This window comes from Streptomyces fuscichromogenes (assembly GCF_014645815.1).
In the GTDB taxonomy this organism is placed as follows: Bacteria; Actinomycetota; Actinomycetes; order Streptomycetales; family Streptomycetaceae; genus Streptomyces; species Streptomyces fuscichromogenes.
Genome location: NZ_BMML01000009.1, coordinates 95,161 through 120,910 on the forward strand (window position 1 = coordinate 95,161; position 25,750 = coordinate 120,910).

A 25,750-nucleotide genomic window follows, 5' to 3' on the forward strand; every position below is an offset into this window, starting at 1 on the left:
GTCCGTCGGGCCACTCGATGGAGTGAACCCGCTGGCCGAAGCTTTATGGCGTGACCCAGACAAGCGCAGCCGCAGCCGCCCCCGCCGAGGACTCGAACGGCTCCGTGGGCTCGGAGCCGAGCCGCTCACCGCGCGTCCACCGTGCCTGGTTCGTCGCCGCCGTCACCTTTGTCACGATCATCGGCGCCGCCGCCTTCCGTTCCCTGCCCGGCCTGCTCATCGACCCCCTGCACGCGGAGTTCGGCTGGTCGCGCGGCACGATCGGGGCCGCCGTCTCCGTCAACCTCGCGTTGTACGGACTCACCGCGCCCTTCGCGGCCGCGCTGATGGACCGTTTCGGCATACGACGGGTGGTGGCCGTCGCCCTGACCGTCATCGCCCTCGGCTCGGGCCTGACCGTGTGGATGACGGCGGCCTGGCAGCTGATGCTCTGCTGGGGCCTGCTGGTCGGCCTCGGGTCCGGCTCGATGGCGCTCGCCTTCGCCGCCACGGTCACCAACCGCTGGTTCACCACCCGGCGCGGCCTGGTCAGCGGCATCCTCACCGCCGCCTCCGCCTCCGGCCAGCTGATCTTCCTGCCGCTGCTGTCCTGGATGGTGGAGAGCTACGACTGGCGCCCGGCCGCCGTCACCGTCGCCCTCGCCGCCCTCGCGGTCGTCCCCTTCGTCTGGCTGCTGCTGCGCGACCACCCGGCCGACGTGGCCCAGAAGCCGTACGGCGCGGACGAGTTCGTACCGAAGCCGCCGCCGGTGACCGGGGCGGCCCGCCGGACGGTCGGGGTCCTGCTCTCCGCCGTCCGCACCGGGCCCTTCTGGCTGCTCGCGGGCACCTTCGCGATCTGCGGGGCGTCCACCAACGGCCTGGTGCAGACCCACTTCGTGCCCGCCGCCCACGACCACGGCCTGCCGGTCACCACGGCGGCCTCGCTGCTCGCCGTGATCGGCGTCTTCGACGTGGTCGGCACGATCGCCTCCGGCTGGTTCACCGACCGCTTCGAACCGCGCCGCCTGCTCGCCGTCTACTACGCCCTGCGCGGTGTCTCCCTGCTGTTCCTGCCGATGCTGCTGGGGCCGACGGTGCACCCCTCGATGATCTTCTTCATCATCTTCTACGGCCTCGACTGGGTCGCCACCGTCCCGCCCACCCTCGCCCTGTGCCGGGAGCGGTACGGCGACGACAGCGCCATCGTCTTCGGCTGGGTCCTCGCCTCCCACCAGATCGGCGCGGCCCTCGTCGCCTTCCTCGGCGGCGTCGCCCGCGACGCCTTCGGCAGCTACGACATGGTCTGGTACGCCTCCGGCACGCTGTGCGCGGCGGCGGCCCTGATGGCCCTGCTGATCCGCCGTCGGCCCGCCGCGGGCGCCCCCGTGCTCCCCGCGGCGGCCTGACGGCTACGGCGCCGTTCGCGGGCACCGTTCGCACCGGGCGCGCCACCGGGTCGAACGAAAGGTTAATTTTTCATGTGAGTCAGGTGTACAACTCTTTCCTTGCTTTCCGGGTCGAACCGGCGAACACACCAGTTCGCCTGTCCGGGTGGACGGTCTCGTAAGGGGGAAGACCTGCCCATGATGATCCGTCGGTTGTGTGGAGTCCTCCGTGTGCGCGGGACGATCGACCTGCTCCTCGTGCTCCTGCTCGGCGTCGGTTTCGTCGCGCTGCCGGTGTTGGCCCTGCTGCCGTCCCTGTGGGGTTTCGTGGCGGCCGCGGCCGTGACGTACGCGGCGGACGAGGTACTGCATGTGCGCGCTCCGGCCTTCGTGCGCCGGCTGGCGGCGCTGCATCTCGACCGCACCATGCGGTTCGCGGTCCGTACGGTGATGCTGCTGGCGCTGGCCAGCCGGATGGACGCGCCGGGCGTGGTGCTGGTCACCGCCCTCGCCGTCCTCAGCGGTCACTTCGCGCTGATGATGCTGTACACGGCGGTGCACCACGCCGTCCGCCGGCGCCGGGTGCTGCCGCTGGTGGTGCGCAACCTCGACCTGGGCGAGCTGCCGATACCGCGGCAGCCGCCCGCCCTGCTGTACAGACGCCATCTGCGCAAGCTCCTCCACCTGGACCTGCCGGCCCACGCCGGGCTGCTCGCCGCGCTCGTCGCGGGCACCTGGGAGCCGGCCTGGGCGGGCCTCGCGCTCACCGCCGCCCTGACCGTGGCGGCTGTCCTCGCGGTCCTGGGCCAGTACCGCAGAACGCGTCAGATGCCCGCACGGGACGAGGTGTTCGCCGCGGTCAACCGCCAACTGGAGCGATACCGGCCGGAGGTGGCGCTCTACTTCAGCTTCGCGGCCGTCTCCCGCGACTTCATGTACCAGGTCGACATGTGGATCGAGACGCTGGAGCGGCTCGACCTGCGTCCGGTGATCATCCTTCGGGAAGGTGCCTCGTTCCGCCACCTGAGCCGCACCTGGATCCCGGTGGTCTGCGTACCGAAGGCCGACGACCTGGCCGAGCTCGAACTGTCCGGCGTCCGGGTCGTGCTGTATCCCGGCAACGCGGGCAAGAACGTGCACATGCTCCGCGTGGCCGAGGCCAAGCACGTCTTCATCGGGCACGGCGACAGCGACAAGTTCGCCAGCAGCAACCGGGTCAGCAAGGTGTACGACGAGATCTGGGTGGCCGGTCGCGCGGGCCGGGACCGCTACCAGCGGGTGCGGCACGCCATCAGCGACAGCGCGATCGTGGAGGTGGGCCGCCCGCAGCTGTCCCCGATCCGCCTGCACGCCGAGCACGTCCCCGGCCCGCTGCCCGTCGTCCTGTACGCGCCCACCTGGGAGGGCTGGAGCGACGACGACTGCCACACCTCCCTGATCCCGATGGGCGTGACCCTCGTCGAGAGGCTCCTGGCGGAGAACGTACGGATCGTCTACAAGCCGCACCCGCTCACCGGCAGGCGTTCGGCCGAGGCGGCGGCCGCCGACAAGGCGATCCGCGAGCTGCTGCGCGCCGACAACGAGCGGCGCGACCCCGCGGCGGCGGAGGCCGCGGTCGCCGCCGCCCGGCCCCGGCTGCGGGAGATCCAGGCCCGCCTCGACGAACTGACCGGCCGGCACGGCGGCGACGACGCCGAGCAGGTGCGCGAGGCCCGGGTTCCCGACCGCGCCGGGGCGGCCGAGTGGCAGGACCTGCACGCCGAGTGGCACCGGATCTTCTGGGAGAGCCGGGGCGCCGTCCGCCACCACGTGATCCTCAGGCAGCTGCCGCACCTCTACGAGTGCTTCAACCAGGCGGACATCCTCATCAGCGACGTCTCCTCGGTGGTCGCCGACTTCGTGGCCAGCCTCAAGCCGTACGTCCTCACCAACGCGCACGACCTGCCCGACGACGAGTTCCGGGCCGCCTACACCACCGCGGGCGGCGCCTACCTCCTCGACCGCGCGTGCGACCGCCTCCCGGAGATCCTCGACTCGGTCCGCGCTCCGCGCACCGACCCGATGGCCGCCGCCCGCCGCACCCTGAAGGAGTACGTCCTGGGCCCCGACCGCCCCACCTCCATGGAGCGCTTCAACTCCGCCGCCAACGCCCTGGCCGCGAAGGGGGAGGCGGAACGGGCCGAGGCCGCGACGGAGGCGCGGCAGGAAGTCCCCGCGACGGCGCCGCAGCGGACCTAGAGGAACCGTCCCTTGTGGAACAGCAGTGGCGCGACGTCGTCGGCGGCGCTCGCGCCGAGCGCGTCCACCCGGCCCACCACGATCAGATGGTCACCGCCGGTGTGCACCGCGTGGATCGTGCAGTCGGCCCAGGCCGCGGCGCCCGTGAGACGCGGCGAGCCGGACACGGGTGCCGCGTCGTACCCGACCCCGGCGAACTTGTCCGCCCCGCTCACCGCGAACCCGCGGCACAACTGGCCCTGGTGCGCGCCCAGTACGTTCACGCAGAACACGCCGGCGCGGGCGATGCGCGGCCAGGTGGCCGACGTACGGCCGACCATGAAACAGACCAGGGGCGGATCGAGGGAGAGGGAGGAGAAGGACTGGCAGGCGAAACCGGCGGGGGAGGGCTCGCCCTCGGCGGCCGGCGCGGTGATCACGGTCACCCCGGTCGCGAAGTTCCCGAGCACCCGCCGGAACTCCGTCTGGTCGACCGGCGCCCGCTCGTCCGCGCGCACGCACCGCAACACCGGGCGCCCCGGCTCCGCCTCGGGCTCCGCCGCGGGAACCGACCTCAGATAACGGACGGCCGCAGCGGCCGCCCCCGCATGTCCCATCACCCCTCCATTGAAAGTGACGGGCCGTCAGATGGGAAGGGGTGCGGCCGCCCCGGGTGGCGCTGCCGTCGGTCCGGCAACGCCCTCACCGGCCCCGGAAATCGGGGGTTCTGCGCTCCACGAAGGCCCGTACGCCGTCCTGGGCGTCCCGGGTCGTCATGTTGATCTCCTGGGCGGTGGCCTCGGCGGCGAAGGCGGCCGCCCGGTCGCTGTCCAGGGACGCGTTGACCAGCTGCTTGGTCAGCGCGAGGGCACGGGTGGGGCCGGTGGCCAGGCGGGCGGCCCAGTCACGGGCCGTCCTGGGCAGGTCCGCGTCCGGCACGACCCGGTTGACCAGGCCGAGGCGTTCGGCCTCCGGGGCGGACAGGGCGTCGCCGAAGAACATCAGCTCCTTGGCGCGGTGCGGGCCGATCAGACGGGGCAGGAGGTAGGCGCCGCCGCCGTCGGGGACCAGGCCGCGGCGGACGAACACCTCGATGAAGCGGGCCGATTCGGCGGCCAGCACCAGGTCGCAGGCGAGCGCGAGGTGGACGCCCAGGCCGGCGGCGGTGCCGTTGACCGCCGCGATCACCGGCTTCTCGCAGTCCAGGACGGCGGCGACGAGCCGCTGGGCACCCAGCCGGATGGTGCGGGCCACGTCACCGGGAACACGCTCGCCGCCGCTCGCGCCGCCTCGGAGGTCGGCGCCCGCGCAGAAGCCGCGGCCGGTGCCCGTGATGATCACCGCGCCGGTCTCCGGGTCCGCGGAGGCCTCCGCGAGATGGCAGATGATCCGCTCCCGCTGGTCGGGGGCGATGGCGTTGAGGGCGTCGGGGCGGTCGAGGGTGAGGTGCGCGACCCGCTCCGCCGTCACGTACCGGACGGTGGTGTCCATCAGCGGCACACCGCCAGCGCGTCCAGCGCCACCGCGCCCTGGCCCTGCTCCAGCACCATCAGCGGGTTGATGTCGAGTTCGGCGAGCCGGTCGCCGAGCTCCAGGGCCATCCGCTGGACCCGCAGGACCACTTCCACCAGCGCGTCCAGATCGGCCGGCGGCCGGCCCCGGACCCCGTCCAGCAGGGCCCGTCCGCGCAGTTCCGCGAGCATGTCCCGGGCCTGGTCCTCGCCGAACGGCGGCACCCGCACGGCCGCGTCGTGCAGCACCTCGACCAGGACCCCGCCGAGCCCCACCGTCACGGTCGGCCCGAACAGGTCGTCGTGGCTGACCCCGACCACCATCTCCACGCCCCGCTCCACCATCTGGCAGACCAGGACGCCGTCCAGGGCGACCCCCTCGTAGCGCGCGATGTCGGTCAGGTCGCGGTACGCGTCCCGGACCTGGCTGGCCGAGGTCAGCCCGATCTTCACCAGGCCCAGCTCCGTCTTGTGGGCGATCTGGCCGCCGGACGCCTTCATCACCACCGGGTAGCCGACCAGCCCGGCTGCGCGCACGGCCGCCGCCGCGCTGGTCACCAGCTGCTCGCGCGGCACCCGGATGCCGTACGCGCGCAGCAGCTGCTTCGCCGCGTGCTCGCTCAGCTGCTGTCCGGGCCGCATCAGCGCGAGCGCCTTGCGGTAGGAGGGCGAGGGGGTGCGCGGGGCCTCGTCGAAGGGGGAGCGGTAGCCGCTGACGAAGCGGTGGTGGTCGAGGTAGGCGCGGACGGCGGTGAGACAGTTGCCGACCGTGCGGAAGGTGGCCACCCGGGAGGAGCCGAGCAGGACCTCGCGGTAGGCGGCCTCGGTGCCGACCGGCGAGCCCCACACCACGCACACCAGCTTGTCGGTCGCCTCGGCCGCCGCCACGAGGTCCTGGACGAGCCGGTCGCTGAGCGGCGGGAAGGGGCCGGTGATCGGGCAGATCAGCACCCCGACCTCGGGGTCGGCGAGGATCGAGTCGATGATCTTCCGGCCGCGCCAGTCGCCCACCGGGTGACCGCCGTTGTCGACCGGGTTGGCCACGCTCAGGTACTCCGGTATCCACTGGTGCAGCTCGGCCTGCCGGGCCTCGGACAGCACCGGCAGCTTCAGCCCCAGGCCGGCGGCCAGGTCGGCGACGTGGGCGCCGGTGCCGCCCGAGATCGAGTAGACGACGACCCCGTCGGCGCGCGGCGCGCGGGCCCGCGCCAGCAGGGCGGCGGTGTCCTGGAGTTCGTCCAGGCCGTCGACGCGGATCACGCCGTACTGCCGCAGCGCCGCGTCGACCACGTCGTCCGCGCCGGTCAGCTTGCCGGTGTGGGAGGCGGCGGTGCGGGCGCCGGCCTCGGTGCGGCCGACCTTCACGGCGACCACGGGCACCCCGCGGCGGGCCGCGCGGTCGGCGGCGAGCAGGAAGGCGCGGCCGTCCTTGAGCCCCTCGACGTAGCAGGCGATGGCGCCCACCTCGGGGAGCTCGGCGAAGTAGGAGATGAAGTCGGCGGTCTCCAGGTCGGCCTCGTTGCCGGTCGGCGCCCAGTGCGAGAGCCGGATGCCGAGTTCCTGCGCGGCGAAGACCGGCCGGCCCTGGTGTCCCGACTGGGTGATCAGGGCGATCGCCGGGCCGTCCAGGTCCTCGCGGAAGCGCTCGAAGGCGTTCAGGTTGGTGTTCGGGCCGAGCAGCCGGAGCCCGGACCGCCGTACGGCCGCCGTCAGCCGGGTCTGGGCCGCCGCGCCCTCCTCGCCGGTCTCCGCGAACCCGGAGGCGAAGGCCACCGCGAACTTCACCTTGGCCTCGGCCAGTTCCTCGATCACCGGCAGCGGGTCGGCGACCAGCAGGACCGCGAGGTCGACCTGTTCGGGCAAGTCGGCGACGGAGGGCACGCAGGAGATGCCGAAGACCGACGGGCGGGTCGGATGCACCGGGTGCACCCGGGCCCCGACCCGCCCGGCCCAGTCGAGCAGCTGCCGGGTGATGCCGGTGTTGGGCCGCCCCTCGGTGTCCGAGGCGCCGATCACGGCGACGGACTCGGGGCGGAAGAACCTGTCCAGATCCGGAACGTCCGCGTACAGCGGCCGTCCGCTGACGTCCAGCTCGTCCGCGTCGGCCGCGCGGCCGTGGACGGCCGGCCCGGGACGCTGCTCACCGCAGGCGATGACCCGGGCCCGGCGGGAGTCGGTGGTGAGGGTGCCGTGGGTTGATCCAAGCATCGTTCCGCCCGCTCCTGTGTGACAGCACAATTAACTGACGCAGTGTCAGATTACTGAACTGACACTGCGTCAGGAACTGGTCTGCACGCAAAGTTGGAGCAGGAAGTTGAAGCCCGAAGCGGTGGCGCCCGTACCGCTCCGGCTCACCCGAGGGCGGCCAGCACCTCCTTCGCGACCCGCTCGCCCGACCGCACCGCTCCGTCCATGTACCCGGTCCAGAACGTCGACGTCTCCGTCCCGGCCCAGTGGATGCCGCCCGCCGGCTGCCGCAGCGCGGCCCCGTACTCGGTCAGCACACCCGGCGGCGCGTAGGCCACCGGGCCACCCCGCGAGAAGCCCTCATTGTCCCAGCGCTGGAGCACGAAGGAGGTGGGTGATTTGGCCTTGTCGCCGAAGTAGTTGGCGTAGTCGGCCAGAACGGCGGTCTTGACGTCGGCCTCGCTCGCCGCGTCGTACGCCCGGATCTCGTCGGCCTCGATGAAGCCCATCAGCGCGCCGTAGGAGGCGTCCGGCGGGGAGTTGTCGAAGGTCGAGCGGACCACGCCGGAGTCGCTGACGGCCTGCCCGTTGAGGCCGTCGGCCCGCCAGAACGGGGTGTCGTAGACGGCGATGGCCTTGCCGATCGAGCCCATCGGCATCCGCTGGGTGAGCTGGTCGCGGGCGGCCGGCAGCAGCGGGTCGTAGCTGATGCGGGCGGCCAGCGGGGGCGGCAGGGCGACGACCACCCGGGTCGCGTTGACCGTGATGCCGTCGGCCGTGACGACGTACGCGCTCCCGGACCTGGCGATGGAGCGCACCGGGGCGCTCAGCACCACCCGGTCGCCGAGGGTCGCGGCGAGCTTGATCGGGACCTGCTGGGAGCCGCCGACGAACCGGGACTCCTGGGCGCCGCCCGCGGTGTCGGTGAGGCGTTCCAGGGTGCCGGCGTGGGACTCGTCGCCCGCGGCGGCGATGTAGTAGAGGACGTAGAGCAGGGAGAGTTCGCGGGGCTGGGCCGAGAAGATCGACGTGCAGGCCAGGTCCAGCAGGAACTTGGCGGAGGGCACGATCGCGTTGGCGTTCAGCCAGCTCTCGAAGGTCTGCTTGTCCCACTCGGCGGCCTTGGCGGCGGTCCACGGGGTGTCGACCGGGACCGTCGCGGCCATGCTGTCCAGTTCGGACTGCACGATCGCCGCGTTGGCGAGGCCGGCCGCGTCCACCGGCGGGACCGAGCCGAGCAGGCCGCTGGTGTCGTACGGGGTGCGCTTGCCGTCCTTGTAGAGGAGGTTGTTCCCCGTGTTGTAGGTGGTGAAGGTGGCCACGCCCAGGGAGTCGGCGAGGGCCTTGATGCGGTTCTGGGTGGGGCCGATGAACTCGCCGCCGCCCTCGGTGAAACCGCCGTTGGCCAGCTTCAGGTTCACCACCCGGCCGCCGACCCGGTCCCGGGCCTCCAGGACGGCGACGGTCCTGCCCCCTGCCACCAGGTCGCGGGCGGCGGTGAGGCCGGCGATGCCGCCGCCGACGATCGCGACGTCGACGGTGCGGGAGGCGGCTGCCGAGGCCGTGCCCGCGGAGACCGCGGTGAGGCCGACGGCCCCGGCGGCGGCACCGCCGAGCAGGGAGCGCCGGGAGAGCCGGGGGGAGTGCTGTCTTTCACGTGCCACGTGCGTCCTCCGTGCTGAGCGAGAGGGGTGGAGCCGGAAAGTTGAGCAGGGCTCACATTCTGGTCCGGGCACGCGCGCGATGCTACCGCCGGTAACAAACAGCTCCCGTCGCATGCGTCACATGGGCAACGGGAGCACTGTGCAAGGAGGTTGAGGTTGGCTACGGCCTTCGGGAGGCGGCCCCGAGGTGCCTGGGAGGGGCCGCAGGGGCCCGGCCTACGCGACCCGCTGTCGCTTGGCGACCGCCTTCGCGATCTTCTCCGCGTCGATGGCCATCTCGCGGAAGTTGCCGCTGATGGGGTTGGTGTAGCCGGTGAAGTAGAGACCCTGGGCGTTCTTGGGGGTGCGGGGGCCGTGGGCGCGGGGGCGGCCACGGTCGTCGAGGACGTCGAGGTGGCCGACCAGGCCCTCCAGGGCGCGGCTGTAGCCGGTCGCGGCGATCACCGCGTCGGGGGAGACGCGGGTGCCGTCGGCGAGGACGACCTTGCCGTCCTCGAAACCGTCGACGGTGGCCACGATCTCCACCTTCCCCTGGCGCACCGCGTCGATGAGGCCGACGTCCAGGACCGGGATGGAACCCTGCTTCACCCGGCTGTAGAGGCCGGTGCCGGGGCGGGGCAGGCCCTGGGCGGCCAGGTCGGGCACGCTGACCTTGGCCATGGTGCGGGCCAGCCGGTCGACGAGGGCCGTGGGGAGCCGTCGTACCAGGATCGAGTTGTACTGGGCGGCCCAGCCGGCGGTGGATCTGCGCACGATGTGCGGGACCGTGCGGACGGCCAGCCGCACCCGCGAGGCGCCGCCCTCGGTGAGGTCGACGGCTATCTCGGCGCCGGTGTTGCCGATGCCCACGACGAGGACGTCCCGGCCGGCGAAGGGCTCGGCGTTGCGGTAGGCGCCCGCGTGCAGGAACTCGCCGCCGAAGCCGTCCCGGCCCGGCCAGTCGGGGATGCGCGGGGTGTGGTTGAAGCCGGTGGCGACCACCACCGCGGAGCCGGTCAGCTCACGCCCGCCGGAGGCGTGCACCAGCCAGCCCTCGCCGTCGGGCGAGCGCTCCACGCGGGACACCTCGACGCCGGTGACGATCTCCAGCTCGTGGTGCTCGGCGTACTTCTCCAGATAGCGCACCACGTCGTCGCGGGAGACCCAGCGGCCGAAGCGGCGCGGCATGGGCAGCCCGGGAAGCGCGGAGAGCCGCCGGGTGGTGTGCAGGTGGAGACGGTCGTAGTGGCGGCGCCAGGAGGCGCCGACGTCGTCGGACTTCTCCAGGATCACGGCGCGGACGCCCCGGGCCCGCAGCGCGTACGCGACGGCGAGACCTCCGGGGCCGGCGCCGATGACGTAGACGGGCGTAACGGTGGGGGAGAACACGGCCATGAGCGCGAGCGTAATCACGCTTCACGTTGATGGGTCTCGGTCAAGACCGGAATTGGTTGCGGATTGATCACACACGTAGGAGAAGTGGGTGGGACTTGTGACGTAGCCCACCTCATCTGCCGGAAACCGGCCGGAAACCGGTCCGGAAAGCAGAAAGGCCCGTGACGTCGGGCCCCGGTGCGCTGGAGCCCGACGTCACGGGTGGGCGGTGGCCTAGACAGACGGGAAAAGGCCACCGCGTTCGGGGAGGCTATCGCGGCTTCGAGAACGCCATCACGATTGTGAGAGCTTCTTACTTCCGCGGTGGCCTGTTAATTCCGCTTGCCCTTCTTGCCCTTGCCGTAGCCCGTCACCGTGGCGATCCAGGTGATGAAGTCGCCCGGGTCGGTGTTGGCGCCATGGCCCTGGTCCCAGTAGTAGAGGTGGTTGACGTCGTCGCCGAGGTTGTCCAGGCGGGCCGCCAGGTTCGCGGAGATGACGTGCGAGGTGTCGGAGTCGCTGGTGCCGAGGCGGATCCACCAGTGCTTGGAGCGGCGGTCGTTGACCTTCTCCACCAGGTGGAACATCGGGTTCATCAGGTTCAGCTTCTCGGGGATGTCGGCGGCGACTCGCTTGGTGCCGAGTCCGGTGGAGTCATTCTTCGCGCCGTAAGCCGTGAAGTGGCGGGTCTCGTTCGTACCCGCTCCGAATTCATTGTTCTCGCCGGCCGACAGGTCGAAGGCGTCGAAGGCCGGGGTGTCCTTCTTCCGGGCGCCGACGTGGGTCAGGAAGTCGTCCCAGGAGAAGGTGGCCCTGCCGCCGGACCAGGTGATGAAGGTGTTCTTCGCCAGGTACGTCTCGCGGTCCGAGTCCGAGAGCGCGGCGAGGTACTCGGTGGCCGACGGCTGGAGGTACTGCTCGACCAGGTAGTCGTCGTAGTTGCGGGCGGTCAGCGGGCCGAAGCGGTTCAGGCCGCGCAGTTTCAGACCCGCCTGGTACTCGGCGAACTGAGCCTTCAGGTCCTTGGAGACACTCTGGTCGACCTGCTTGCCGGTGGCGAGGTCGTTGGTGCCCCAGTTCCACTCGTAGGCGCCGTCGGCGTGCTCCAGGTCGGTGATCGGGCACCAGGCGCCGACCGCGAAGATCGCGTCCGAGGCGTCGGCCGCGCCGAGCTCCTTCAGGTACCTGTCGTAGATCGGGCTGTCGCCGGACGCGCCGAGCAGCGAGGACAGGGCGCCGCCCGCGCTCGTGCCGGCGGAGACGATGCGCTCCACATCGCCGGGGATCAGGCCCTTGTTCGCCCTGATGTACCGGACGGCTGCCTTGAGGTCGACGATCGCGGCGGGGGCGGTGCCGTAGTACTCGCCGTCGGAGTTCTTGAGGGTACGGCCGCGGGCGCCCGGCTCGATCACGACGTACCCGGCGGCCAGCGCGAGGAGCTGGTTGCTGGAGGTGGCGCCGCCGGTGGCGTTGGTGTTGCCGTTGGCGTTGGAGGCCGCGCTGCTGGAGGAGCTGGGCGCCGCGCCGCTCGGGGCCGCACCGCTCGGCGGTGTGCCGCCCGCCGCCGAACCGCCGCCGCCGACCTCGGTGGCGTCGGCCACCGAGGCGGGCATGTAGCCGCCGATCGAGTTGGCGAGCAGGATCGGGGCGTGCGTCGGGTCGACCGTCGTGCCGTCGATCTCGACCGGGGCGCTGACGATCAGGGACTGGTAGGTGGCGTCCACCGGGTCGGCGACGTAGGTGATCGCCTTCCAGAAGTGGTACGTCACCTCGTGCTCGGTGCCCTCGGTGTCCGTGATCGTCGTCGTCAGCTTCGAGAAGCCGTCCGGGTCGAACTTCAGGGAGTCCGAGGAGGAGGCGCCGCTCGACGCCTGCGCGCTGAGCGCGATACCGCCGACTGCCGCGACACCGGCCGTGGCGCCGATCCCCAGGACCACGGTCCTGCGCTTCACTGACCTGTGCTTCACCTTGCTGCTCCTCGTATCCGGACGCCTTGGCCTTGCGGCTGCGAACGTAATGTCGATCCGACAAAATCGTCAACAATTTCCCGGGATCTCATGGGGGACCCACAGGGCCATGGGAAACGCACAGGCCTTGCTCAACCGGGTCTAGGCCACGCTTCAGGTTCTGACGTAACGTCAGATTCATGGATGCGACGAGTTCCGACGCGATACGCACACCGTCCCCGCGCTACGACCGCCCCGAACCGGACGCCTTCACCCGCCCCTACTGGGAGGCGGCCGCCGAGGGCCGGCTGCTGCTCCGCCGCTGCGGCTCCTGCGGCCGGGCCCACCACTACCCCCGGGAGTTCTGCCCGCACTGCTGGAGCGAGGACGTCACCTGGGAGCGGGCCACCGGCCGCGCGACCCTGTACACCTGGTCCGTCGTCCACCGCAACGACCTCCCGCCGTTCGGTGACCGCGTCCCCTACCTGCCCGCCGTGGTCGACCTCGCGGAGGGCCCGCGCATGATGACGGAACTGGTGTCCGCCGACCCGGAGACCCTGCGCGCCGGGCTGGAACTGGAGGCCGCCTTCCGCGAGGGCGTCCCGGTCTTCCGCCCCGCACCGGCGCACTGAGTCCGACCGGACCGGGCGAACACCGACTCCGTCCGGACCGCACGAGCACCGCCTCCGTCCGGGCCGCACGAGCACCGACTCCGTCCGGGCCGCACGGAGCGCGCCCGCGAGACCAGCGCTCGCGGGCGCCCGGAGGCCCACCGGACCACGGCCCGCCGGTGTCCGGAAGCGCGCCGGACCACGGCCTGCCGCCGGTGCGCGGAAACGCGTTGGGCCCGCGCGCGGCGCCCGGGTTTCAATGGCCACCATGGCCTTCACCGACGAACAGCCCGCCGCCCGCCGCCCGGATGCCGCCCCGCACGGTCACGGCCTGCGGCTGGACCGCTGGGACCCGGACGCGGAGGCCCACGTCGAGGCGTGGCTGAGGGCCCGTTCCGACCCGGACTTCCGCCGCTGGAACACCCCGCTCGTCCTGGTGACCGACCTCGCGGGGGCCCGCGCCTCCCTGGCCGGGCAGCAGAAGCGGGCGGCGGACGGCACCTGTGAGCCGTTCCGGGTCACGGACGCGGAGAGCGGTACGACCCTCGGGCACGTCGGCGTCAACATGATCGACCGCACGTTTCGGACCGCCCGGGTCGGATACTGGGTGTTTCCCGAGGCGCGGGGCCGCCGGGTCGCCACCCACGCCCTGGCCCTGGCGACGGACTGGGCCTTCACCGAACTGGGCCTGCATCGCCTGGAGCTGGGGCACGCCCTCGGTCATGACGCGTCCTGCCGGACAGCCCTGACGTGCGGTTACGGCTACGAGGGGACGCTGCGGGGCGCGATGTTCGAGGCGGGCCGCAAGGACGCCTTCCGGGACGTCCACCTGCACGCCCGGCTGAGCACGGACCCGGCCCCGGCGCGGGGCTAGGGCCTGTCTGACAGCTCCCGCCTGCCTCCGGGCGACGACGGGAACTGTCAGGCAGGCCCTAATTCAGGTGCGGAGCAGGGCGGTCCGCGGGGACCATCGAATGTGACTCCCGAATCCCTCGAACCTCCCGAAAACCCCTTGCCCGACTGGCACTTCACCTCCGACCTCGATGAATTCCTGGACCGCGCCCACGACTTCCTCCACGCCCGCCCTGACCTGCACACCGTCCAGCTCACCGTGACGGAGCAGCTCCGGCGGCGGGGGCCGCGGGCCTATGGCGACCAGCCCCCGTTCTTCGGATTCCTGGCCCGGAGCGACGGCGAGGTGGCCGCGGCGCTGCTCCACACGCCGCCGTACGCCCTGAACGCCACCCGCCTCACGGCCGACGAGACCGAGGCGCTGGTCGACCGTCTCCTCGCGCTCGGCCACCCGGTGCCCGCGTTCTCCGCCGAGCGTGCCATGGCGGAGGCGTTCGCAGGGGAGTGGGAACGGCGGACGGGGGTGCCGGGAGAGCTGCGGGAGTCGATGCGCCTCTACCGGCTGGTCGACCCGACGCCTCCCGCCCCGGCGCCGGAAGGCCGGGCGCGGGTGGCGGACGCGTCCGACCGGGACCTGCTGATCCGCTGGTACGAGGGGTTCGTGGCCGATGCGGGCACGCGTGACGGCCGGGACGGCGGGGCGTGGGCCGACTTCCGGCTCTCCTACGGCGGCGTCACCCTCTGGGAGACGCCCGACGGCACCCCCGTCTCCATGGCCGGCGTGACCCCGGCGGTCGGCGGCCAGGTGCGGGTGGCACCCGTCTACACCCCGCCGCGGCTGCGCGGCCGCGGCTACGCCGGCGCGGTGACGACGGAGGTCGGCCGGGCGGCGCTGGCCGCGGGAGCTGCCGAGGTGCTGCTCTTCGCGGACCTTGCCAACCGGACCAGCAACGCGCTCTACCAGCGGATCGGCTATCGCGAGGTGGTCGACTGGGCGGTGTACGACTTCTTGGAGAAGGCGCGGTGAGGGCGGCCGCTCACGGCCACAGCAGCTCCTTCCGCCACCCGCCGTCCGCCTCCGTGACGTAGCGGAGCCGGACGTGCCGGCGGTCCGGGTCGCCCTGGAAGAACTCCGCCTCCTCCGGGTGCAGGCGGTACAGGGTCCAGGTCGGCGAGGGGGCGGCCGGGTCGGCGCGGGCCCGTTCCCAGGCCGCGTCCGACTCCGTGCGCAGCTCCTCCAGCGAGGACAGGAGCCCGCTCTGCCGGCCGGTGAGCGCCGCCGCCAGGGCGCCCGTCGAGCGGGCGTGCAGGTCCGCCTGGCTCTCCTCGGCGGGGGCCGCGGTGACCGGGCCGCGCAGCCGGACCTGGCGGCCCAGTAGAAGGCCAGGGCCGCGTACGGGCGGGCGCTCAGCTGGTGCCCCTTGCGGCTGGTCAGGTGCGACGCGAAGGACCAGCCGTGCGCGTCCGCGCCGTGCAGCATCACGATCCGTACGTCCGCCCGGCCCGCCTCGTCCGACGTCGCCAGCGACACGGTGTGCGGCTCCGGCTGCCCGGCCGCCACCGCCTCCGCGAACCAGGCGGTGAAGAGGGGGAGCGGGTCCGCCGGAGCCGCCGCCGGGTCGAACGGCCGTAGCTCCGTGGCCTCGGGGTGCCAGACGCGGAGCGACTTCAGGAGGTCGTGAAGATCCGTTGCTGCCATGTGCCGAGTATCACTCGGTACCTCCCGCAGCCGTGTCATCAGCCACCTCGTGCGGCCGGTCCGGGGTCCCGGCCGTCGAACCCGGGGCACAACCGAGCAAACCCCTGCGAACACCTGTGCCCCGGCCCCACACTGTCCGGCATGAGGCGACCGAAGACCGTGAAAGTGGCGGTACGCCATGTAAGCGGCGATGTCGGGCGGCCCAGGACGCGGACCGCCGCCTGGGCCGCCCGTGACTTCCGGCTGGTCCGGCCGGCCGAGGGCCGGGACCGGGTCGAGCTGGAGTGTCCGGTCTGCGCGGTGTCCGTGTTCGCCGAGGTCAGCGACCACGCGCGTACCCGGCGGGTGCGTCAGGTCTGGGCGGCCGTGTCGGCGGTCTCGCTCGTCGTGTCCGTCGCCGCCCTCGGCTACGTCGTCCGCGAGGGCGGCAGGGCGCTGCCCGGGGGGCGGTCCCTGCCGGTCCTCCTCGTGGTCGGCGTGGCCGTCGCCGTCGCCGGGGCCGTCGTGACGCCCGCGGCCTGGGTGCGCGGCCGTCGGCACATCGGCGTCACCCTCCTCGACGCCCCCGAGTCCCACCGCGGCCACCGGATCGTGCCGGTCCGCCGGACGCTTCGCTGAGGGGCGCCGCGAGGGGCCGGGGCGGGTCGCCGGCCGGGTGCGGTGCCGTTGCGGCCGGCCGCGCGGTTCCTCCGCCGGCCTTCGGCCCGGGGCACCCGCAGCGCCCCTTGCGGGGCGTTGTGCGGCGGCCTCCTCAGTGCCGGGCGAACTGGACCCCGGTCCGCTGGACCACGTCCGGGCGTACCGCGAGGGCCGGCACGGTGAGCTGTTCGCCGTAGATGTCGGTGAGGCGGATCTCGCCGCCGCAGCCGGTGCCCTGCTCGGAGAGGAAGTAGTTGTACTCGGTGCGGGCCAGCGTCAGCCAGCCGCTGCTCGTGCGCACCTCCAGGCGGGCCAGCGGGTTGCGGTGGCCGATCGCCTGGATGCCGCACCAGTACTGGGTGGAACCGGTCTTGTAGCGGATCGAGACCGTGTCGGAGGTGGCCGGGCTCAGCAGGCTCCAGGTGATCGCGATCCGGCCCGCGGACAGGGGCGCCAGCTTCGCGAACGCCTCGCGGCTCAGGTCCAGTTGACCGACCGTGCAGGGCGCCGGGCACTCGTTGGTGATCCGCACGGTGATGGCCGTACCGCTCGCCGCGCGGACCGAGACGAACGCCCCGCAGGCCTTCGCGGTCTCGTAGTCCGCGGTGTTCATCGCCGCGGTCATCACGTCGGAGGTCGGACCGTAGGAGCAGGCGCCGTCGCCGTTGCCGACGTCGTAGGAGGTGGCGACCCCCTGGTAGGAGGTGCCGGGGCGGATCCGGCCGGCCGCGGGGGCCGTGGTGGTGGCGACGGAGGCGCCGGACACCGAGCGCCGGGCCGGGGTGGCGGACGGGGACGCCGACGCGGACGCGGCCGTCGACGGGGTGGTGCGTGCGCTCGCCGTGGGGGTCGGCTCGGCCGTGGTGGACGGCTTCGGCGCCGACGGGTCCTTCGGCGTCGCCGCCGCGCTCGTCACGGCGTCCGACACGGACCCGGACACCGCCCGGTCCGATCCGGTGGCGCCGGCTGCGGCGCCGGGGCGGAAGGCCACGACCAGGGTCACGGCCAGGGCGACGGCCGCGACGGCGGCCACCGCGAGCAACGGGCCGCGGACCGGGCGCCATTCGAAGTCCCGGTCCGGCTTCGGCCGCAGGCGGCGGCGATGTGAGGAGGAGGCCACGGAGGGATCCTTACGCGATTCGGCGGTGCACGTCCTTCGAACATCGAAGCTTCCGTACGGCAGTTGCCGCCGGAGGCCGGAAGGTTGCCGCCGTCCCGTCGGATCTCCGCCGCCGCTCGTGGACTTCGCCGCCGCTCGTGGATCCCCGGTCACCCCCGTCCCAGCACCACCGTCCCCGACGAGCAGAACCAGCCGCCCGTCCCCGACGCCACCCCCAGTTCCGGCAGCCCCCCGTCGGCCCGCCGCACCTGCCGCTCCCCGGCCTCCCCGCGCAGCTGCCGTACCGCCTCCACGAGGAGGAACAGGCCCCGCATGCCCGGGTGCTGGGCCGACAGTCCGCCGCCGTCCGTGTTCACCGGGAGCTCCCCGCCCGCGACCCGCAGCCGTCCCTTCTCCACGAACGCCCCGCCCTCGCCCTTCGCGCAGAAGCCCAGATCCTCCAGGGTGACCAGGGTCATGTAGGTGAACGCGTCGTAGATCTCGGCGAAGTCGACGTCGGCGGCCGTGATCCCGGCCCGTCGGAAGGCCAGTGGGCCGCTGACCGCCGCCGGGGACACCGTGAAGTCCTCCCACTCCGACATGGTGGCGTGCGAGAGGCACTCACCCGTGCCGAGGACCCACACCGGGGCGGTACGGCAGTCCCGTACGTACTCCTCGGCCGCCAGCAGCACCGCCGCGCCGCCGTCCGAGCGGATGCAGCAGTGCAGTTTGGTGAAGGGGTCGGCGATCACCGGGCCGGACAGGACCTCGTCGACCGTGATCGGGGTGCGGAACATCGCCTCCGGGTTCAGCGCGGCGTTCGCCCGGGCCTGGACCGCGACCTCCGCCAACTGCTCGATGGTGGTGCCGTGTTCGATCATGTGGCGGCGGGCGGCCATCGCGTACTTGGCGATGAGCGTGTGGCCGTAGGGGACCTCGAACTGCAGGGGGCCGCGGGAGCCGAAGGAGAGGTCCCCGGTCCGCCGCCCGGCCCGGATGTCGGCGCGCGCCGTCGAGCCGTACACCAGCAGGACCGCGTTGGCATGGCCCGCGGCTATCGCGTCCGCGGCGTGGGCCGCCATGACCTCCCAGGTCGAGCCGCCGACGGCGGTGGAGTCGGCCCAGGTGGGGCGCAGGCCCAGGTACTCGGCCACCTCCACGGGGGCGAGCGTGCCGAGGCCGGCCGACGCGAAGCCGTCCACCACCTCCCGGCGAAGGCCCGCGTCGGCCAGCGCGCGGCGGGCCGCCTGGGCGTGCAGGGCGTAGGGGGTGGCCTCGTCCACCCGGCCGCAGTCGGACAGGGCCACGCCGACCACGGCGACCTTGCGGGGTCCAGTCATGAATCTGACGGTACATCAGATCCGCTCACCTCCGCCCCTGTGCATCTGCATCCGGCGGCCCTAGCATGACGGGCCGTCAGATCGTCAGGAGGTCCGTCATGGACGCCCGCTTCACCGACGAGCAGGACGAGATCCGGCGCGCCCTGCGTGAACTGCTCCACAAGCGCTGCGGTACGGAGGACGTGCGGGCCGCCGTCGACAGGCCGCAGGGGTACGACCCCGGCCTGTGGACCGCCCTCGGCGAACAGCTCGGCCTGCCCGGCCTCGCCCTGCCCGAGGAGTACGGCGGTGCCGGCTGCACCCGCACCGAGGTCGCGCTGGCCGCCGAGGAGCTGGGGCGGGCCCTGGCCCCCACCCCGTTCCTGGCCACCGCCGTGCTCGCCGCCCCGCTGCTGCTCGCCCTCGGCACCGACGCCCAGCGCGCCGAGTTGCTCCCGAGGATCGCCGACGGCGGCCTCACCGCCGCCCTCGCCGTCCCCGGCGCCCGGCTCGGCACCGCCCTCGGGCTCACCGGACCGCCCGGCGCCGACTGGGCGGGCGGCGGCCGGGCCGGCGGCGTCCAGGCGCGGCACACCGCGGACCGGTGGCGGCTGTACGGGGAGGCCGACCAGGTGGTCGACGGGCACAGCGCCGGGCTGCTGCTGGTGCCCGCGCACACTGGCGGGTACGCCCGCTCGCGCGTCCTGCTCTTCCTGGTGGCCGGGGACGCCGCCGGGGTCGTACGGACCCGGCTGACCGGTCTCGACGCCACCCGTGGCCAGGGCCGTGTGCAGCTGCGCCATGTGCAGGCCGAGTTGCTCGGGTCCGACGAGGGCACCGACGTGCGGGCCGCGCTCGCCGGCCTCGGCGACTTCACGGCCGCCGTGCTCGCGGGCGAGGCCGTGGGAGCCGCCGACCGGGCGCTGGAGCGGACCGTGGAGTACGTGAAGCAGCGGGAGCAGTTCGGGCGCGCGATCGGCTCGTTCCAGGCGGTCAAGCACCGGCTGGCCGACGTGTACGTGGCGGTGCGGGCGGCGCGCTCGGCGGCCTACTACGCGGCCTGGGCGACCGCCCACGGGGAACCGGTGGGCGGCCTGGCGCTGGCGCAGGCGCTGGAGGCGCTGCGGACCGCCGCCGGGGAGTGCATCCAGCTGCACGGCGGGATCGGGTTCACCTGGGAGCACGAGGCGCACCTGGCCTTCAAACGGGCCGCCGGGGACGAGCTGCTGTTCGGGCCGGCGCACCGGCTGCGCGCGCACGCGGCCGAGGCGGCCGGGCTGTTCGCGGGGGAAGAGGTGGCGGTGTGATCGGCGAACGGCTGGTGCAGAGGGTGTCCGCCACCCGGGGGTTCGCCAAGGTGGCCCCGCACGTGATCCCGGCCCTGGACCGGGCCGTGCACCGGCTCAGCCGCGGCCGGGTGCTGCTCAGCGCCCAGATGCTGCCCGGGGTGATCCTCACCTCCACCGGCGCGCGCAGCGGGCAGCCCCGCCGTACGCCGCTGGCCTGCATGCCCGAGGGGGACGGCTGGCTCCTCGTCGGCTCCAACTTCGGCCGCACCGGCCATCCCGCCTGGACGTACAACCTCCTGCGCCGTCCCGCCGCCGAGATCAGCTGGAAGGGCCGGGACGTCCCGGTCACCGCCCGGCTGCTGGAGGGGGCCGAGCGGGCGGACGCCTGGCGGCGGCTGCTGGAGTTCTGGCCGCCGTACGCCGCCTACCAGGAGCGGATCGACCGGGAGATCCGGATCTTCCGGCTCACCAGGACCTGAGCGCTCCGCTGGAAGGGCCGCGGCATCTGCAAGTGCCGCGGTACGCCGTCTGTCGACTGCGGCGCCGTTGTGGCCGGCCGCGCCCACGCGGCGGCAGCCGCATGTTCAACACGGCCCCGCGTCCCTTTGGGGCGCTGCTCACCGGACCCGCGTGGTCACAGCGCGTGCTGGGCGAGCAGCAGGGCTCCGATGCCCAGCATCGCCGCCCCCGAGGTGCGGGTGACCGCGCGGGCCGCCGCCGGGCGGGCGGCGAGCAGGCGGCGGGCGAGGACGCCGACGGTCAGGTAGACGGCGGTGCAGCAGGCCATGTGGAGGGCGCCCAGTACGGCCGTCTGGAGGGGTATGGGCGCATGGCCGCCCTTCGCGACCAGGAACTGGGGGAGCACGGAGAGGTAGAGCAGCAGCGCCTTGGGGTTGAGGCCGCTGATCGCCGCGCCCCGCAGCAAGCCGTCCGGCCCGGCCGCCGCCTCCTGCGGCACCGCCGGGTGGCGCAGCACGCTCCAGCCCAGCCACAGCAGGTATCCGGCGCCGGCCGCGGTCAGGGCCGTGAGCAGCCCCGGAGAACTCGCCACCAGCACCGCGAGGCCCGCCACCGCCAGCGCGGTATGCAGCGCGTATCCCGCCATCAGCCCGGCCACCGCGCGTCCCACCGAGCGGCCGCGCACCCCGGCGGCGATCACGTACGCCCAGTCGGCGCCGGGCACGCAGACCAGCAGCAGGTCGACGGCGAGGAAGGAGAGCAGGTGTCCGGTGTCCATGGAGGGGACATTAAGTGTGATTGGCCCGAAAGTGTTGCCGAAATTTGCTCGGATGCGGCGGTTTCGGGGGAGAATCTTCCTCATGGACGACGTGGACCGGAAAATCCTTGCCGAGCTCCAGCAGGACGGGCGGCTGACCGTGACCGAGCTGGCCGGGCGGGTGCGGCTGAGCGTCTCGCCCTGCCACCGCCGGCTGCGCGAGCTGGAGCGGGCGGGGGCGATCAGCGGGTACCGGGCGGTGGTGGACCCGGCCGCCGTGGGGCTGACCTTCGAGGCGCTGGTCTTCGTGTCCATGCGGCAGGAGGACCGGGACACGGTCGCCGACTTCGAGCGGGCGCTCGCGGACATCCCCCATGTGCTGGACGCGCAGCGGCTGTTCGGCGAACCCGACTACCTGCTGCGGGTGGCCACCGCCGACCTCGCCGCCTTCCAGCGGCTCTACGACGAGCGGCTCGCGACCCTGCCGGGCGTGCAGCGCCTCACCTCGACGCTGGTGATGAAGCACGTGGTCCGGGGCCGGCCGCTGCCGGCGTAGCGGAACAGGCGGCGGCCCACCTCGGGGTGAACCACCGCCTGCCAGACAGGACCCAGGGCGCGGGTTACTTCGTGGGCTTCTTCCCGGTCACGCCCAGGTGCACCAACAGCGCCAGGTTCGGCTTGAGTTCGGCCTGCTTCACACCCCAGGTCTGGAAACCCTTCTGGTGCGCGGCGACGGCCGCGAGCATCGCGACCAGCGAACCGGCCACGGCCGCCGGGTTCACGTCCTTGTCGACCCGGCCCTTGGACTGCAACTCCGCGATGGAATCGGTCAGGGAGTTGTTCACCGAGTTGAGGATCTTCATACGGATCTTGTAGAACCGCTTGTCCCCCTCGGCCGCTCCCAGGTCGACCACGCGCAGGATCGCGTCGTTCCTGCGCCAGAACTCCAGGAAGCCGTCGACGAGTTCCTGCGCGGTCGTCCAGCCGGCCTTGCCGACCCAGGAGCGCCCGGCCAGCAGCTCGGTCAACTGACCGCCCTCGGTGGCCATTTGCTCGGCAATCTCCAGGACGGCGCCCTCGACGTCCGGGAAGTACTGGTAGAAGGTCGCGGGCGAAGTACCCGCTTTCCGGGCGACATCGATGACCTTGACGTCCCGGTAAGGGGAGGAGCTGAGCATCTCGCTGAGGCAGTCGAGCAGCTTCTGCCGGGTCGCCTGCCCACGCCGGCCGGCCACGCGGCCGTCGACGGTACGCACTTGTCCTGTCATGCCGTCAGCTTACCGAGGGGTGATCGGAGCGCGATTCGGCCGACTGCAAATGGGGTGCACGGGTGTGCGAGGCGGCCGCGCGAACCGTAATCGGGCAGGAAAGCGCCGGTCACTCCGGGCGGGTGCGGCTGGTCTGCGCGGTGCGGGCCGGGCGGTTACTTTGACGTCATGGCCGAAAACAGGGCATCCGGATACGCCGAGGGCGTCCCGTGCTGGGTGGACGTGCAGCTCCCCGACGTCGAGGCGGGCAAGCGGTTCTACGGCGGGCTCTTCGGGTGGACCTTCGAGGACGCCGGAGGGGCGGCCGTGTGGGCCCGGCTCGGCGGCGCGGCCGTCGCCAGGCTGGCGCGGAAGCGGGACGGCCGGATGCCCACCGTCTGGACGGTGTACTTCGCGACCCCGGACGCCCGCGGCCTCGCCCGCCGGGTCGTCGCCGCCGGCGGACAGATCGTCAACGACCCCGGGCCCGTCCGCGACCTCGGCGTCGCGGCCCTGGCCGCCGATCCCACGGGTGCCGTCTTCGGTCTCTGGCAGGCCGCGGGCCACCCGGGCTTCGGCGTCCGGCACGCCCCCGGCAGCTTCGCCTGGGCGCAGCTCTACACCAGCGACACCGACACGGCGAACACGTTCTACGGCCACCTCTTCACCGACGCCCTCTTCGGCGCCGACGCCGACCCGGACTTCGGCCGCGCCCCCGTGACCGAGGTGTTCGCGGCCGGGATGCCCTCCCAGTTCGTCGTCCACTTCCGGACCGGGGACGTGACGGCCGCGGTGGGGGCCGTGCAGCGGCTGGGCGGCCGGGTCCAGGCGCCGCCCTTCGAGACGTCGTACGGAAAAGTGGCCGTCGTGACCGACAATCAAGGGGCGTCCTTCGCGCTGCTGGAACGCTGAGGCCGATAAATGTCTCACTTTGTCATGAGACACCCCGATTGATCACCGAGTTCGCAACCTGTGCCCGGGCCAGGAAGAATCGGGGTGCGTGCCGCCACGGCGGTGCGGTGGTGAGACGCTGCACGGGGTCGCGTACATATGTGGGTGGACGAGGCCGGTACGGGGAGGTGGCAGGCAAGTGGTGGATCAGCTGACGCAGCACGATCCGCGGCGGATCGGGCCGTTCGAGGTGCTGGGACGGCTGGGGGCCGGCGGCATGGGGCTGGTCTATCTGGCGCGCTCGGCGTCCGGCCGGCGCGTGGCGATCAAGACGGTCCGGACCGAGCTCGCCGAGGACCAGCTGTTCCGGGTCCGCTTCACCCGTGAGGTGGAGGCGGCCCGCGCGGTCTCCGGCTTCTACACGGCCGCCGTCGTCGACGCCGATCCGCGCGCCGCCGTGCCGTGGCTCGCGACCGCGTACGTACCGGCGCCCTCCCTCGAAGAGATAGTGAACGACTGCGGGCCGCTCCCGGCCCAGGCGGTCCGCTGGCTCGCCGCGGGCGTCGCCGAGGCGCTCCAGTCGATCCACGGCGCCGGACTGGTCCACCGGGACCTCAAGCCCTCCAACGTCCTCGTCGTCGAGGACGGCCCCCGGGTCATCGACTTCGGCATCGCCTCCGGTGTCTCCAACACCCGCCTGACGATGACGAACGTCGCCGTCGGCACCCCCGCCTACATGTCGCCGGAGCAGGCGAAGGACTCCCGGTCCGTGACCGGCGCGAGCGACGTCTTCTCGCTCGGCTCCATGCTCGTCTTCGCCGCCACCGGCCACCCGCCCTTCCACGGCGCCAACCCGGTCGAGACCGTCTTCATGCTGCTGCGCGAGGGACCCGACCTCGAAGGCCTCCCGGACGAGCTGCGCCCCCTCATCGAGTCCTGTATGCAGATGGAGGCCACGGGCCGCCCCAACCCGGCCGACCTCCAGGCCCAGCTGGCCCCCCACCTCTTCGGCTCCGGCTCCGACGACAGCGGTACGGCGTCCGCGTGGCTGCCCGAGAAGGCCGTCGGCCTGATCGAGTCCCGCCGCGGCGGCCGCCCGGCCGTGAAACCCTCCGCCACCCCGTCCGGCGGCCGCAGCGCCGGCCGCCCGGTGCTGCCCCCGCCGCCCTCCTACGACCCCGTGGTCCCGGCCCCGGTCCCCGTCGGCGGCCCCGACACCGGCCCGGTCCGCCTCGCCGGCGCCAAGGTGCCGATCGGGCCCGGCCCGCGCGTCGCCGACGCCCGCGCCGCCGCCGTGAAGGCACCGCCGCCCGAGGCCGGCCTGGTCGCCAGCTGGTCCCGCCCGCACCCCGGCGTCAACGGCGCCGACCCCGCCGTACCGCCGGTGCCCGCGCTGCCCCCGGAGACCGCGTCCGGCTGGCGGCCCTGGCGGTTCCGGATGTCCAACGACGTCTGGGGCACCCCGTCGGTCGACGGCGACCTCGTCTACGTCACCTCCTTCGAGGTGCACGCCCTCGACGTGGCCACCGGCCGCCGCCGCTTCAAGACCCGTGACGTCGCCTGGTCCATGGCGGTCGCGGACGGCCGTGTCCACGCCTCCGACGGCCCCACCCTGTTCGCCCTGGAGGCCCGCGAGGGCGGCGACCTGTGGCGGTTGTCCACCGACGCCTGGGTGTACTCCCTCAAGGCCGACCGCGGCACCCTCGTCACCGGCACCCGGGGCGGCGGCGTCCAGGGCTGGGAGGCCGCCACCGGGCAGAAACTCTGGGAGCTGTCCGGCGCCCAGACCGACTTCGAGGCGCCGGAGTCCGGCCCCTGCCTCCACGACGGCACGGTCTACGTCTGGCAGGACGCGCGGCTGCGCGCGCTGGACGCCCGGACCGGCGACGAACGCTGGTCCTACCCCATCGGCGACGCGGCCTCCTGCGGCGGCGTCCCGGTCCGTCTCACGCACGCCGACGACGGCTTCGTGTACGCCTCCGCGGGCACCCGCGTGATCGCCCTCGACACCGCGACGGGCCGGGTCCGCTGGCACTTCGAGGCCCCGGCGGTCTTCCTCTCCCCGCCCGCCTTCGTGCCGGGGCCCGCGGTCACCGGCGGCGGCATCTACCTCGCGGACTACCTCGGCACCGTCTACGCCCTCGACGCCACCGACGGCCGTGACCGCTGGCGCATCGCGACGGAGGCCCGCGCCTCGATCGAACCGGTGCTCGTCGCCGCCGGCCACGTCCACGTCGGCAGCGGCAAGGGGCTCTACACCCTGGACGCGGTCACCGGTACGCCCAAGTGGCGCTTCCAGGCGGGCGGCGACGTGGTGGGCGCCCCGGCGGTGGCCGAGGGCCGCATCCACTTCGGCTCCACCGACCACCTCCTGTACACGCTGAAGGCCGACGACGGCCGGCTGCGCTGGAAGCTGGCCACGGGCGGCGAGATCACCGGGTCGCCGGTGGTGCGCGACGGCGTGGTGTACGCGTGCAGCAAGGACCGCTGCGTGTACGCCCTGGACGCGGAAAAGGGGACGGGGACGGCGCGCACGGCGTGAGCGCCGAAGGGGGTGCCGCGACCGGTCGACGGGCGGCTGCGGGTGCGTGGGGGTTGTTCGCGCAGTTCCCCGCGCCCCTGAAGGGGCGCACTGCAGCGCCC

21 protein-coding genes and 1 pseudogene are annotated in these 25,750 nt (G+C 73.1%); 11 read left to right on the forward strand and 11 right to left on the reverse strand.

The genetic code is table 11. The features are described from left to right. Window positions 1-50: 50 nt before the first annotated feature. Together IEZ11_RS20895 and IEZ11_RS20900 are read left to right on the forward strand one after the other, a co-directional pair. Entirely contained in the window at window positions 51-1,388 is a 1,338-nt protein-coding gene (locus IEZ11_RS20895; RefSeq protein ID WP_373294948.1) for an MFS transporter, read from the forward strand. 210 nt (window positions 1,389-1,598) lie between these two features. Further along, the gene (locus IEZ11_RS20900; protein ID WP_229713237.1) at window positions 1,599-3,605 is read left to right on the forward strand and encodes a hypothetical protein; all 2,007 of its coding nucleotides are present in this window, start codon (window positions 1,599-1,601) and stop codon (window positions 3,603-3,605) included. Here IEZ11_RS20900 and IEZ11_RS20905 read toward each other — a convergent pair. From IEZ11_RS20905 to IEZ11_RS20930, 6 genes are all read right to left on the reverse strand, one after another. After that, window positions 3,602-4,201 carry a flavin reductase family protein gene (locus IEZ11_RS20905; RefSeq protein ID WP_189264339.1) on the reverse strand — a complete coding sequence of 200 codons (600 nt, stop codon included), beginning with the start codon at window positions 4,199-4,201 and terminating at the stop codon, window positions 3,602-3,604. The two genes, IEZ11_RS20900 and IEZ11_RS20905, sit on opposite strands and share 4 nt — an antisense overlap. Before the next feature lie 85 nt (window positions 4,202-4,286). Further along, window positions 4,287-5,075 carry an enoyl-CoA hydratase/isomerase family protein gene (locus tag IEZ11_RS20910; protein WP_189264340.1) on the reverse strand — a complete coding sequence of 263 codons (789 nt, stop codon included), beginning with the start codon at window positions 5,073-5,075 and terminating at the stop codon, window positions 4,287-4,289. Continuing rightward, entirely contained in the window at window positions 5,075-7,303 is a 2,229-nt protein-coding gene (locus tag IEZ11_RS20915; protein ID WP_189264341.1) for an acetate--CoA ligase family protein, read from the reverse strand. Before IEZ11_RS20915 ends, IEZ11_RS20910 begins: the two co-directional genes overlap by 1 nt. Before the next feature lie 143 nt (window positions 7,304-7,446). Then, a complete protein-coding gene (locus IEZ11_RS20920) occupies window positions 7,447-8,946 on the reverse strand; it encodes a flavin monoamine oxidase family protein (protein WP_189264342.1) in 1,500 nt (499 codons plus the stop codon). A 216-nt stretch (window positions 8,947-9,162) separates the two neighbouring features. Further along, window positions 9,163-10,320 (reverse strand): flavin-containing monooxygenase, encoded by a 1,158-nt coding sequence (locus IEZ11_RS20925; RefSeq protein WP_189264343.1) that lies wholly within the window; start codon window positions 10,318-10,320, stop codon window positions 9,163-9,165. 311 nt (window positions 10,321-10,631) lie between these two features. Next, the gene (locus IEZ11_RS20930) at window positions 10,632-12,266 is read right to left on the reverse strand and encodes a subtype B tannase (protein WP_229713238.1); all 1,635 of its coding nucleotides are present in this window, start codon (window positions 12,264-12,266) and stop codon (window positions 10,632-10,634) included. Window positions 12,267-12,445: 179 nt separating this feature from the next. Here IEZ11_RS20930 and IEZ11_RS20935 point away from each other — a divergent pair, with 179 nt between their 5' ends. The 3 genes from IEZ11_RS20935 to IEZ11_RS20945 all read left to right on the forward strand — a co-directional run bounded on the left by IEZ11_RS20935 (window position 12,446) and on the right by IEZ11_RS20945 (window position 14,735). Further along, a complete protein-coding gene (locus IEZ11_RS20935) occupies window positions 12,446-12,877 on the forward strand; it encodes a Zn-ribbon domain-containing OB-fold protein (RefSeq protein ID WP_189264344.1) in 432 nt (143 codons plus the stop codon). Between the two features lie 247 nt (window positions 12,878-13,124). After that, window positions 13,125-13,730: a GNAT family N-acetyltransferase gene (locus IEZ11_RS20940; protein WP_189264345.1), complete on the forward strand. Its 606-nt coding sequence runs from the start codon at window positions 13,125-13,127 to the stop codon at window positions 13,728-13,730. Window positions 13,731-13,868: 138 nt separating this feature from the next. Further along, window positions 13,869-14,735 (forward strand): GNAT family N-acetyltransferase, encoded by an 867-nt coding sequence (locus IEZ11_RS20945; RefSeq protein ID WP_189264346.1) that lies wholly within the window; start codon window positions 13,869-13,871, stop codon window positions 14,733-14,735. Between the two features lie 10 nt (window positions 14,736-14,745). Here IEZ11_RS20945 and IEZ11_RS20950 read toward each other — a convergent pair. Beyond that, a pseudogene (locus IEZ11_RS20950) lies at window positions 14,746-15,407 on the reverse strand (pyridoxine/pyridoxamine 5'-phosphate oxidase). Between the two features lie 141 nt (window positions 15,408-15,548). Here IEZ11_RS20950 and IEZ11_RS20955 point away from each other — a divergent pair. After that, window positions 15,549-16,025 carry a hypothetical protein gene (locus IEZ11_RS20955; protein WP_189264347.1) on the forward strand — a complete coding sequence of 159 codons (477 nt, stop codon included), beginning with the start codon at window positions 15,549-15,551 and terminating at the stop codon, window positions 16,023-16,025. 133 nt (window positions 16,026-16,158) lie between these two features. On the opposite strand, the gene IEZ11_RS20960 is transcribed toward IEZ11_RS20955, so the two are convergent. Beyond that, the gene (locus IEZ11_RS20960) at window positions 16,159-17,166 is read right to left on the reverse strand and encodes an expansin EXLX1 family cellulose-binding protein (protein ID WP_189264348.1); all 1,008 of its coding nucleotides are present in this window, start codon (window positions 17,164-17,166) and stop codon (window positions 16,159-16,161) included. Window positions 17,167-17,315: 149 nt separating this feature from the next. Further along, window positions 17,316-18,485, reverse strand: a complete 1,170-nt coding sequence (locus IEZ11_RS20965; RefSeq protein ID WP_189264349.1) for a thiolase C-terminal domain-containing protein — start codon at window positions 18,483-18,485, stop codon at window positions 17,316-17,318. A 98-nt stretch (window positions 18,486-18,583) separates the two neighbouring features. Between IEZ11_RS20965 and IEZ11_RS20970 the strand changes: the two genes are divergently transcribed. Further along, complete coding sequence (locus tag IEZ11_RS20970) at window positions 18,584-19,771, forward strand: acyl-CoA dehydrogenase family protein (RefSeq protein WP_189264350.1); 1,188 nt, start codon at window positions 18,584-18,586, stop codon at window positions 19,769-19,771. Next, the gene (locus tag IEZ11_RS20975; RefSeq protein WP_189264351.1) at window positions 19,768-20,232 is read left to right on the forward strand and encodes a nitroreductase family deazaflavin-dependent oxidoreductase; all 465 of its coding nucleotides are present in this window, start codon (window positions 19,768-19,770) and stop codon (window positions 20,230-20,232) included. Before IEZ11_RS20970 ends, IEZ11_RS20975 begins: the two co-directional genes overlap by 4 nt. Before the next feature lie 155 nt (window positions 20,233-20,387). Here the strand turns inward: IEZ11_RS20975 and IEZ11_RS20980 are convergent, their stop codons facing one another. Then, a complete protein-coding gene (locus tag IEZ11_RS20980; RefSeq protein ID WP_189264352.1) occupies window positions 20,388-20,990 on the reverse strand; it encodes a LysE family translocator in 603 nt (200 codons plus the stop codon). An 82-nt stretch (window positions 20,991-21,072) separates the two neighbouring features. Here IEZ11_RS20980 and IEZ11_RS20985 point away from each other — a divergent pair, with 82 nt between their 5' ends. Then, on the forward strand, window positions 21,073-21,525 hold the full coding sequence (locus IEZ11_RS20985) for an Lrp/AsnC family transcriptional regulator (protein ID WP_189264353.1): 453 nt from the start codon (window positions 21,073-21,075) through the stop codon (window positions 21,523-21,525). A 64-nt stretch (window positions 21,526-21,589) separates the two neighbouring features. Here IEZ11_RS20985 and IEZ11_RS20990 read toward each other — a convergent pair whose 3' ends face one another. Continuing rightward, complete coding sequence (locus IEZ11_RS20990) at window positions 21,590-22,225, reverse strand: TetR/AcrR family transcriptional regulator (RefSeq protein ID WP_189264585.1); 636 nt, start codon at window positions 22,223-22,225, stop codon at window positions 21,590-21,592. Window positions 22,226-22,405: 180 nt separating this feature from the next. Between IEZ11_RS20990 and kbpA the strand changes: the two genes are divergently transcribed. Then, the gene (kbpA, locus tag IEZ11_RS20995) at window positions 22,406-23,128 is read left to right on the forward strand and encodes an AfsK-binding protein KbpA (RefSeq protein WP_189264354.1); all 723 of its coding nucleotides are present in this window, start codon (window positions 22,406-22,408) and stop codon (window positions 23,126-23,128) included. A 178-nt stretch (window positions 23,129-23,306) separates the two neighbouring features. After that, window positions 23,307-25,649, forward strand: a complete 2,343-nt coding sequence (locus IEZ11_RS21000; protein WP_189264355.1) for a serine/threonine-protein kinase — start codon at window positions 23,307-23,309, stop codon at window positions 25,647-25,649. The last annotated feature ends 101 nt before the right edge of the window (window positions 25,650-25,750 follow it).